A 517-nucleotide genomic window follows, 5' to 3' on the forward strand; every position below is an offset into this window, starting at 1 on the left:
GCGCCCGCGCCGAACTCGCGCGCCGCCAGGCGCCCGACCGCTTCGGCGTGCTGGCCTCCGCCCTGCTCGAAGCCCAGTCCACCCTGCCGGGCACCCGGCTGGCGGCGCTGTCGCTGGGCGAGGACGGCGTGCTCACCGCCACGCTCGAGCACGACGGCGCCGCGCCGCTGGACCCGCTGCGCCAGGCCCTGGCCGAACGCGGCGTCAGCCTGGCCGACCAGCCTCCGCAACCCGCCGGCGAACGCTGGCACACCCAACTCCTGCTGAGCGACGCGCCATGACCCTCGTCCCCGCCTCCCTGTCTTCCGCCTGGCAGGCGCGCTCGCCGCGCGAGCGCCGGATGCTGTCCCTGATGGTCGCGGCCATCGCCGCGTTCCTCTACTGGTTCGCGCTCGCGGCGCCCTTGCGCGCCTGGGCGGACGCCGCCGAAACGCGGCACGCCCGCGCGGTGGCCGAACAGGCCGCCGCGCTGCAGGTGGTCGATGCCCTCGCCGCGCTGCCGGCCGCGTCCGCGCAG

Annotated in this window: 2 protein-coding genes; both read left to right on the forward strand. The window is 77.8% G+C overall.

Annotation, left to right across the window (positions count from 1 at the left end; genetic code table 11):
• Positions 1-281, forward strand: a 281-nt coding sequence (locus N790_RS16370) for a hypothetical protein (RefSeq protein WP_043802017.1), incomplete at its 5' end; no start/stop codon positions are given.
• Positions 278-517: type II secretion system protein GspM (gspM, locus tag N790_RS05920; RefSeq protein ID WP_043802020.1), on the forward strand; the 240-nt coding region annotated here is incomplete at its 3' end. The genes N790_RS16370 and gspM, both read left to right, overlap by 4 nt.

Source organism: Arenimonas malthae CC-JY-1 (assembly GCF_000747075.1).
GTDB lineage: Bacteria > Pseudomonadota > Gammaproteobacteria > Xanthomonadales > Xanthomonadaceae > Arenimonas > Arenimonas malthae.